This window comes from Duganella kummerowiae (genome assembly GCF_053572355.1).
Map to the genome: position 1 here is coordinate 1 of NZ_JBKFEH010000048.1, position 545 is coordinate 545.

A 545-nucleotide genomic window follows, 5' to 3' on the forward strand; every position below is an offset into this window, starting at 1 on the left:
CATCCCGAGATCGACCGCCATCCGCCGCAGGAGCGCGAATTCGTGGTGACGGCCATGCGCATCGCCGCGCGCAACAACCTGCTCACGGCGCTGGCCGAGCGCGTCGAACGGTTGTTCCTGCGCAGCCGCTGGAGCGAACCGGAGGCTGCGCTGGCCGAGCGCGTGGCCAAGGGCCCGCTGCGCACCCAGGTGCAGTTCACGGCGGTACGGCGTGGCATTCCCATCGTGGCCGCCTACGACGCGCTCACCGACCTGCCGCCGGTGCAGATGCAAAGCGCCATCGTGGTCGGGCCCCAGGGCGAGGAGGTGTATTGCGATGACCTGGGCCGGGTCAAAATCCGCTTCCCGGGCACGCGCCCGGAAGACCACAGCAACGGCCGCGGCGCGGCCGACAGCGCCGAGGATTCGGCCTGGGTGCGGGTAGCGACCAGCTGGGCCGGGAATGGCCCCGGCAGCGATGGCCAATGCGGCTTCCTGGGCCTGCCGCGCGTGGGCACCGAGGTGCTGGTGGCCTTCATGGGCGGCGATCCGGACAAGCCGGTGAT

At 71.2% G+C, this 545-nt stretch carries 1 protein-coding gene; it reads left to right on the forward strand.

Going from position 1 to position 545, the window contains the following annotated elements:
* Positions 1-545: phage baseplate assembly protein V (locus tag ACLB1G_RS27970; protein ID WP_491630546.1), on the forward strand; the 545-nt coding region annotated here is incomplete at both ends.